The organism is Pseudomonas sp. GM60 (assembly GCF_000282415.1).
In the GTDB taxonomy this organism is placed as follows: Bacteria; Pseudomonadota; Gammaproteobacteria; order Pseudomonadales; family Pseudomonadaceae; genus Aquipseudomonas; species Aquipseudomonas migulae.
Map to the genome: position 1 here is coordinate 1 of NZ_AKJI01000135.1, position 7,953 is coordinate 7,953.

General features: G+C 58.7%; 8 protein-coding genes. 6 read left to right on the forward strand and 2 right to left on the reverse strand.

What is annotated here, in order from left to right; all coding sequences use genetic code 11:
• Window positions 1-422: 422 nt before the first annotated feature.
• A complete protein-coding gene (locus PMI32_RS02985) occupies window positions 423-728 on the reverse strand; it encodes a DUF2288 domain-containing protein (RefSeq protein WP_008034376.1) in 306 nt (101 codons plus the stop codon).
• Window positions 729-1,068: 340 nt separating this feature from the next.
• On the opposite strand from PMI32_RS02985, the gene PMI32_RS02980 reads away from it, so the two are divergent.
• From PMI32_RS02980 to PMI32_RS02960, 5 genes are all read left to right on the forward strand, one after another.
• The gene (locus PMI32_RS02980) at window positions 1,069-2,196 is read left to right on the forward strand and encodes a branched-chain amino acid ABC transporter substrate-binding protein (protein WP_008034377.1); all 1,128 of its coding nucleotides are present in this window, start codon (window positions 1,069-1,071) and stop codon (window positions 2,194-2,196) included.
• 232 nt (window positions 2,197-2,428) lie between these two features.
• Window positions 2,429-3,352, forward strand: coding sequence for a high-affinity branched-chain amino acid ABC transporter permease LivH (livH, locus tag PMI32_RS02975; protein WP_008034378.1), 924 nt, complete (start codon window positions 2,429-2,431; stop codon window positions 3,350-3,352).
• Entirely contained in the window at window positions 3,349-4,605 is a 1,257-nt protein-coding gene (locus tag PMI32_RS02970) for a high-affinity branched-chain amino acid ABC transporter permease LivM (RefSeq protein ID WP_008034379.1), read from the forward strand. Before livH ends, PMI32_RS02970 begins: the two co-directional genes overlap by 4 nt.
• Window positions 4,602-5,369, forward strand: coding sequence for a high-affinity branched-chain amino acid ABC transporter ATP-binding protein LivG (gene livG / locus PMI32_RS02965; protein ID WP_008034380.1), 768 nt, complete (start codon window positions 4,602-4,604; stop codon window positions 5,367-5,369). The genes PMI32_RS02970 and livG overlap by 4 nt, the downstream gene beginning before the upstream one ends.
• Complete coding sequence (locus tag PMI32_RS02960) at window positions 5,370-6,071, forward strand: ABC transporter ATP-binding protein (protein WP_008034381.1); 702 nt, start codon at window positions 5,370-5,372, stop codon at window positions 6,069-6,071.
• 185 nt (window positions 6,072-6,256) lie between these two features.
• Here PMI32_RS02960 and PMI32_RS02955 read toward each other — a convergent pair whose 3' ends face one another.
• Window positions 6,257-7,165, reverse strand: coding sequence for a LysR family transcriptional regulator (locus PMI32_RS02955; protein WP_008034383.1), 909 nt, complete (start codon window positions 7,163-7,165; stop codon window positions 6,257-6,259).
• 105 nt (window positions 7,166-7,270) lie between these two features.
• On the opposite strand from PMI32_RS02955, the gene PMI32_RS02950 reads away from it, so the two are divergent.
• Complete coding sequence (locus PMI32_RS02950; protein WP_008034386.1) at window positions 7,271-7,870, forward strand: short chain dehydrogenase; 600 nt, start codon at window positions 7,271-7,273, stop codon at window positions 7,868-7,870.
• The last annotated feature ends 83 nt before the right edge of the window (window positions 7,871-7,953 follow it).

The following is a 7,953-nucleotide window of genomic DNA, read 5'->3' on the forward strand; positions in this document are numbered from 1 at the left end:
CCGGGTTAGCCGCCCCCGGCCATGGATGGCCGATGGCGGCGGGCCCACGGAGCAGGACCGGAGCGAGGGTATGCCGAGCCATGGCGAGGCACCGAACGAAAGGGGCAAGAGCGCTTGGTTACTTGGGGCTTTTCCAAGTGACTCGCCGTAAGGGCGAAACCATTAGCAGCCGTTACCGCAGTAATGGATATGTACACAACCTACAACCCACAAACCACAACTCCCAGCCTGAATAGCCCCCCAAATCCAACATCCAGAAACAATTAAGCAGCCCATCGGCTGCTCAATAAACTGTGCCCGTTACGTTTACGTCACCGTTATGCCAACTCCGCCTGTGGCCTTTCTCTACGGCAACATGCCATCACGCTACTCGGCTACACACTTTTCCCCGGCGAAGCGACGCACTCATTCGGTGCGCAACTTCACTTCGTCGCCCTTTCCTGGATCAGAATCCACGGCGAAACCACCACTGCCCACAACTCCGGATCACGTTCAAAAAGATCCAGCGCCCGCGTTTCAGACAGCTTGGCGACCGTGTCGGCAGCCAGCCAGGCAGCCACTTTCTCGCCCTCGTCGGTGGCCACGGCCTCGGCAACGGCGATCAAATCCAGACCGGGATCGACCCACAATAGGGCACCCTTGGCGAAGAAGGGCTCCAGCTCCTTCCAGGTAATAGATGCGGTTTCACCAAGCAGCTTGGCATAGAGGGTGCTAGGTTCTTGAGTCATGGGTCCTGTCCGGAAAAGAAATCGACGTGGATGATAACGTCGGTGGTCAGGCAGAAAAACCCGGATGCAATTGAGTTACCGATTGAAAACTGCAGGAAAGCCAAGGATTGCTGAGAATTCAGCTACAACCCCCGCCGCAATTCTGTCTTTTTCTTTCAAAAAAGCGACACCCTCAGGTTTTGCCCCCCGGCGCTGCCTTCCCAGGCTGACAATCGGCGCTCTACACTGTACCGGTACAGTTGCCGGGGGCATTTTCCGGAGGATATTCGAAGATATCTGACCCGGTTCTGCTGCTACGGCGCCAGGACTATAAAAACTACAACAGTAAGAGTGGAGCACTATGACTAAGGCTACTAAGCAGATTTCCAAACTGTTTGCCGCTATGGTTCTGGCCGGGGTTGCCAGCCATTCGTTCGCAGCTGACACCATCAAGATCGGCATCGCCGGCCCTAAAACCGGTCCTGTAGCCCAATACGGCGACATGCAGTTCAGTGGCGCCAAAATGGCCATCGAACAGATCAACGCCAAGGGCGGCGTAGACGGCAAGAAACTCGAAGCCGTTGAATACGATGACGCCTGTGATCCAAAACAAGCTGTGGCTGTCGCGAACAAGGTCGTCAACGACGGCGTCAAGTTCGTAGTCGGTCACCTGTGCTCCAGCTCCACTCAACCGGCTTCGGACATCTACGAAGACGAAGGCGTGATCATGATCACCCCGGCTGCCACCAGCCCGGACATCACCGCTCGTGGTTACAAAATGGTGTTCCGCACCATCGGTCTGGACAGCGCCCAGGGCCCTGCCGCCGGTAACTACATTGCCGATCACGTAAAACCGAAAATCGTTGCTGTCCTGCACGACAAACAGCAATACGGTGAAGGCATCGCCACCGCCGTGAAGAAAACCCTGGAAGGCAAAGGCGTCAAGGTTGCCGTGTTCGAAGGCATCAACGCCGGCGACAAAGACTTCTCTTCGATGGTCTCCAAGCTCAAGCAAGCCAACGTCGACTTCGTCTACTACGGCGGCTACCACCCAGAGCTGGGCCTGATCCTGCGTCAATCCCAGGAAAAAGGCCTGAAAGCCAAGTTCATGGGTCCGGAAGGCGTGGGTAACGACTCCATTTCGCAGATCGCCAAGGAAGCTTCCGAAGGTCTGCTGGTAACCCTGCCGAAATCCTTCGACCAGGATCCAGCCAACGTTGCTCTGGCTGACGCGTTCAAAGCGAAGAAAGAAGACCCGAGTGGTCCGTTCGTGTTCCCGGCCTACTCGGCTGTGGAAGTGATCGCCGAAGGTATCAAGGCTGCCAAGTCCGAAGACTCCGCCAAAGTGGCTGAAGCCATCCACAAAGGCACCTTCAAGACTCCTACCGGCGACCTGAGCTTCGACGACAAGGGCGACCTGAAAGACTTCAAATTTGTGGTTTACGAGTGGCACTTCGGCAAACCAAAAACTGAAGCCAAGCCTCAGTAAGGCGTTGCCTGACTGACTGCCAATAAAGCCCACGGCGTGCCGTGGGCTTTGTTTTACGAACGTATTGGGCCGCGCTGGCGTGATCCGCCAGTCTCCCCACCTGAAAATCTCAAAACCGTCATCAGCGGTTCGCTGGCAAACCTCGCGTTCGAAGTGGATGCAGATCCACGGGGCTCGAGCGGGAAAATGACTCCACCAGTGAAATGCGTATCAGGTTTTTAGGAGCGCTGTAATGCCTGACATCTATCACTTCTTCCAACAGCTGGTTAATGGTCTGACCATTGGCAGCACGTATGCCCTGATCGCCATCGGCTATACGATGGTTTACGGCATCATTGGAATGATCAACTTCGCCCACGGCGAGGTGTACATGATCGGTTCCTACGTGGCGTTCATCGCCATTGCGGGCCTGTCCATGATGGGACTCGACAGTGTTCCGCTGTTGATGACCGCCGCTTTCCTCGCGACCATCGTCGTGACCAGTGCCTACGGTTACAGCATCGAACGGATCGCCTACCGCCCCTTGCGCGGCAGCAACCGTCTGATCCCGCTGATTTCCGCCATCGGCATGTCGATTTTCCTGCAGAACACGGTTCTGCTGGCGCAAGACTCCAAGGACAAATCCATCCCCAACCTGATCCCCGGCAACTTCGCCATCGGGCCAGGTGGCGCACATGAAGTGCTGATTTCCTACATGCAAATCGTGGTGTTCGTGGTGACCCTGATCGCCATGCTCGGCCTGACGCTGTTCATCTCCCGCTCTCGCCTGGGTCGCGCCTGCCGCGCCTGTGCCGAAGACATCAAGATGGCCAACCTGCTGGGTATCAACACCAACAACATCATCGCCCTGACCTTCGTCATCGGTGCCGCACTGGCGGCCATCGCGGCCGTGCTGCTGAGCATGCAATATGGCGTGATCAACCCGAACGCCGGTTTCCTGGTCGGCCTCAAGGCCTTCACCGCAGCGGTACTGGGCGGTATCGGCAGCATCCCCGGCGCCATGCTCGGCGGGATCGTGCTTGGGGTGGCGGAAGCCTTCGGTGCCGATATCTTCGGCGACCAGTACAAGGACGTCGTGGCGTTCGGCCTATTGGTTCTGGTGTTGTTGTTCCGGCCTACCGGCCTGTTGGGCCGTCCGGAGGTTGAAAAAGTATGACTAGGAATCTTAAACAGGCGTTGTTCAGCGCCTTGCTGGTGTGGGCCGTTGCCTACCCGGTACTCGGTCTGAAGCTGACCATTGTCGGCATCAACCTCGAAGTCCATGGCACCAGCACTGCAACGCTGATCACCATCGCCGTGTGCTCGGTACTGATGTTCCTGCGGGTGCTGTTCGACCAGCAGATCAGCTCGGCCTGGAAATCCTCGCCCAACCTGCCGGTGATGCCGGCCAAGGCCAGTAATTTCCTGACCCTGCCGACCACCCAACGCTGGATCATCATCGCGCTGATCGTCGGCGCGCTGGTCTGGCCGTTCTTCGGTTCTCGCGGTGCGGTGGATATCGCCACGCTGGTGCTGATCTACGTGATGCTGGGCCTGGGCCTGAACATCGTGGTCGGCCTGGCTGGCCTGCTCGACCTCGGTTACGTCGGTTTCTATGCCGTCGGCGCCTACAGCTACGCGCTGCTGTCGCACTACTACGGCTTGAGCTTCTGGATCTGCCTGCCGATCGCCGGCCTGATGGCGGCCACTTTCGGCTTCCTGCTCGGTTTCCCGGTCCTGCGTCTGCGTGGTGACTACCTGGCGATCGTGACCCTGGGCTTCGGCGAAATCATCCGTCTGTTCCTGCGTAACCTGACCGACATCACCGGTGGTCCGAACGGCATCAGCAACATCGAGAAACCGACGTTCTTCGGCCTGACTTTCGAACGTAAGGCGGCTGAAGGCCTGCAGACGTTCCACGAGTACTTCGGCCTGGAATACAACTCGATCAACAAGGTGATCTTTCTTTACCTGGTCGCGCTGTTCCTCGCGCTGTTTGCGCTGTTCGTCATCAACCGCTTGCTGCGCATGCCCCTGGGCCGCGCCTGGGAAGCGTTGCGTGAAGACGAAATCGCCTGCCGTGCACTGGGCCTGAACCCGACGATCATCAAGCTCTCTGCCTTCACCCTCGGCGCATGCTTCGCCGGTTTCGCCGGCAGCTTCTTCGCCGCGCGTCAGGGCCTGGTGACACCGGAGTCCTTCACCTTCATCGAGTCGGCGACCATCCTCGCCATCGTGGTGCTGGGTGGCATGGGCTCGCAGCTGGGTGTCGTACTCGCCGCCACGGTGATGATCCTGTTGCCGGAAATGATGCGTGAGTTCAGTGAATACCGCATGTTGATGTTCGGCGCCTTGATGGTGCTGATGATGATCTGGCGTCCTCAAGGTCTGCTGCCCATGCAACGTCCTCACATGGAGCTGCGCAAATGAGCCGCGAGATCCTTAAAGTCGAAAACCTGAGCATGCGCTTCGGCGGCTTGCTGGCCGTCAATGGCGTAGCCCTGAGCGTGAAAGAGAAACAGGTCGTGGCACTGATCGGCCCCAACGGCGCCGGCAAGACCACCGTGTTCAACTGCCTGACCGGTTTCTACAAGCCGAGCGGCGGCAGCATCATGCTGGACGGCGAGCCGATCGAAGGCCTGCCCGGCCACAAGATCGCCCTCAAAGGCGTGGTGCGCACCTTCCAGAACGTGCGGCTGTTCAAGGACATGACGGCGGTCGAGAACCTCTTGATCGCCCAGCACCGTCACCTGAACACCAACTTCCTGGCGGGCCTGTTCAAGACCCCGGGCTTCCGCAAAAGCGAACGCGAAGCCATGGAGTTCGCCGAGTACTGGCTGGACAAGGTCAACCTCAAGGCGTTTGCCAACCGTCCGGCCGGCACCCTGGCCTACGGTCAGCAACGTCGCCTGGAAATCGCTCGTTGCATGATGACCCGCCCGCGGATCCTCATGCTCGACGAACCGGCTGCCGGCCTGAACCCGAAGGAAACCGAGGATCTCAAGGCGCTGATCAGCATGCTGCGTGAAGAGCACAACGTCACCGTGCTGCTGATCGAACACGACATGAAACTGGTCATGAGCATTTCCGACCACATCGTCGTGATCAACCAGGGCACGCCTCTGGCTGACGGTACGCCGGAACAGATCCGCGACAATCCTGAAGTGATCAAAGCCTACCTGGGGGAAGCGTAAATGCTGCAATTCGAAAACGTTTCCACCTTCTACGGCAAGATCCAGGCGCTGCACAGCGTCAACGTCGAAGTCCGTCAGGGCGAGATCGTGACCCTGATCGGTGCCAACGGCGCCGGCAAGTCGACCCTGCTGATGACCCTCTGCGGTTCGCCGCAAGCCCACAGCGGCAGCATCCGCTACATGGGCGAAGAGCTCGTCGGCCAGAGCTCGTCGCAGATCATGCGCAAGAGCATCGCCGTCGTGCCGGAAGGTCGTCGGGTGTTTGCTCGCCTGACCGTGGAAGAAAACCTCTCCATGGGGGGTTTCTTCACTGAAAAGGGCGATTACCAGGAACAGATGGACAAGGTCCTCGGACTTTTCCCACGCCTGAAAGAGCGTTTCAATCAGCGCGGCGGCACCATGTCCGGCGGCGAACAGCAAATGCTCGCCATCGGCCGTGCGCTGATGAGCAAGCCCAAGCTGCTGCTGCTCGACGAGCCTTCGCTGGGTCTGGCGCCGATCATCATCCAGCAGATCTTCGACATCATCGAACAGCTGCGCAAGGATGGCGTGACGGTGTTCCTGGTCGAGCAGAACGCCAACCAGGCGCTGAAAATCGCTGACCGCGCGTACGTTCTGGAGAACGGCCGCGTGGTGATGCAAGGCACCGGTGAAGCACTGCTGACCGACCCGAAAGTGCGCGAAGCGTACCTCGGTGGTTAAGCGTTCGCGGTAAACAAAAAACGGCCTTCGGGCCGTTTTTTTGTGCCGGGCAGAATTCAGACAACACCGAAAATCCCCTGTAGGAGCCGGCTTGCCGGCGATAGCGGAGTATCAGTCAACCTCTCTGTAGAATGTTAAACCGCGATCGCCGGCAAGCCGGCTCCTACAGGGTTTTGTTTGATCGGTCAGAGCCTGTCCAACGCCTCCCCACTGCGTTTGAACCAGCCAATCAAGTAATCCGCCAGCACCTGCGTGCGCTTGGGCAACCCACCCTGATACGGGTGCACCAAATACATCGGCATGCGACGCGTCTGATAATCGCGCAAGAGCCAGCGCAAACGGCCGTCAGCCAATTCCGCCTGCAACAGGTAGGACGGCAGACGCGCAATGCCTGCGCCCGCCAGCGCGGCTTTTTTGAGCAGGCTGTAATGATTGCTGGCGAACGGTCCCGACACACGCACCCGCAATAATTCGTGCTGCTGGTGATACAGCCATTCTTCGCGGCCGCTGTAGTGGCTGTTGAGCAAACATTGGTGCTCAGCCAGGGACTGCGGGGTCAGCGGTTCGCCGTGTTGCTCAAGGTAAGCCGGGCTGGCGCAGGTCAGTTCGTGCCAGGCCAACAGCGGTCGCGCCACCAGACGCTCGTCATTGCCGACGTCAGAGCGAACCGCCAGATCAAAACCGTCGCGGGACAAGTCACGGTAATTGTTGCTGAGGTCGAGCTCTATCTGCACCTGCGGGTACTTGTGGGAAAACTCCAGCAGCAAGCCATCGAAGAAGGTTTCTCCCAACGATACCGGAACCGTCATACGCACCGGCCCTGCCATATCGTCCTTCAACCGCGCCAATGCCTGACGCGCCCTTTCCACTTGCACCACCAGCGCCTGGGCTTGCGGCAACAGCGCCGCCCCCGCCGCCGTCAGGCTCAAGCGGCGGGTGGTGCGTTGCAGCAGCACCACGGAAAACCGAGTCTCCAACAGGCTGATGCGCTTGGACAACTGGCCCTTGCTGCAACCCAGTTGCTGCGCCGCCAAGGTGAAACTGCCCGCTTCAATCAGCACTGCAAACGCCGCCAGATCATCCATCTCGCTCATGGATTGTTTCCATTAGAAAACCAAAGGTTGCCTATTAGCGCGCTTATCCACAGAAAAAACCACTCTAGACTGAAGCCACTTTCAACACACATGAGGATAAACAACATGAAAATTCTTTTGATTGGCGCAGGCGGCACCATCGGTTCGGCGATCGACAAGGAGTTGTCCGAGCGTCACGAGGTCATCCGCATCGGTCGCAACAGCGGCGATTTCCAAGTGGATATCAGCGACAGCGCCTCGATTCGCAAACTGTTCGAACAGACCGGCAAGTTTGACGCACTGGTTTGCGCTGCGGGCAACGTGACCTTCGCGCCGCTGAACGAAATGACCGCCGACAGTTTTACCCTCGGCCTGAACGACAAGCTGATGGGCCAGGTCAACCTGCTGCTGATCGGTCGCGAATTCGCCAATGACGGTGCATCGTTCACCTTCACCACCGGCGTGCTCAGCCACGACCCGATCCGCAGCGGTGCTTCGGCCGCACTGGTCAACGGTGCCATCGACAGCTTCGTGCGTGCCGCCGCGATCGAACTGCCGCGCGGCCTGCGGGTGAACTCGGTGAGCCCGAATGTCCTGGTTGAAGCCATGGGCAAATACGCGCCGTACTTCCGCGGCTTCAAACCGGTTCCGGCTGTCGATGTGGCACTGGCCTATGCAAAAAGCGTCGAAGGCCTGCAAACCGGTCAGACCTTTCACGTCGGCTAAACCACCAAGACCTGTAGGAGCCAGCTTGCTGGCGATGGGGTCATCAAGATCGCCATCGCCAGCAAGCCGGCTCCTACAAGGGT

Excerpts from the sequence above, each read along its gene's own strand:
- PMI32_RS02985 (WP_008034376.1), bottom strand. The coding sequence starts at position 728 with ATGACTCAAGAACCTAGCACCCTCTATGCCAAGCTGCTTGGTGAAACC.
- PMI32_RS02980 (WP_008034377.1), top strand. The coding sequence starts at position 1,069 with ATGACTAAGGCTACTAAGCAGATTTCCAAACTGTTTGCCGCTATGGTT.
- livH (WP_008034378.1), top strand. The coding sequence starts at position 2,429 with ATGCCTGACATCTATCACTTCTTCCAACAGCTGGTTAATGGTCTGACC.
- PMI32_RS02970 (WP_008034379.1), top strand. The coding sequence starts at position 3,349 with ATGACTAGGAATCTTAAACAGGCGTTGTTCAGCGCCTTGCTGGTGTGG.
- livG (WP_008034380.1), top strand. The coding sequence starts at position 4,602 with ATGAGCCGCGAGATCCTTAAAGTCGAAAACCTGAGCATGCGCTTCGGC.
- PMI32_RS02960 (WP_008034381.1), top strand. The coding sequence starts at position 5,370 with ATGCTGCAATTCGAAAACGTTTCCACCTTCTACGGCAAGATCCAGGCG.
- PMI32_RS02955 (WP_008034383.1), bottom strand. The coding sequence starts at position 7,165 with ATGAGCGAGATGGATGATCTGGCGGCGTTTGCAGTGCTGATTGAAGCG.
- PMI32_RS02950 (WP_008034386.1), top strand. The coding sequence starts at position 7,271 with ATGAAAATTCTTTTGATTGGCGCAGGCGGCACCATCGGTTCGGCGATC.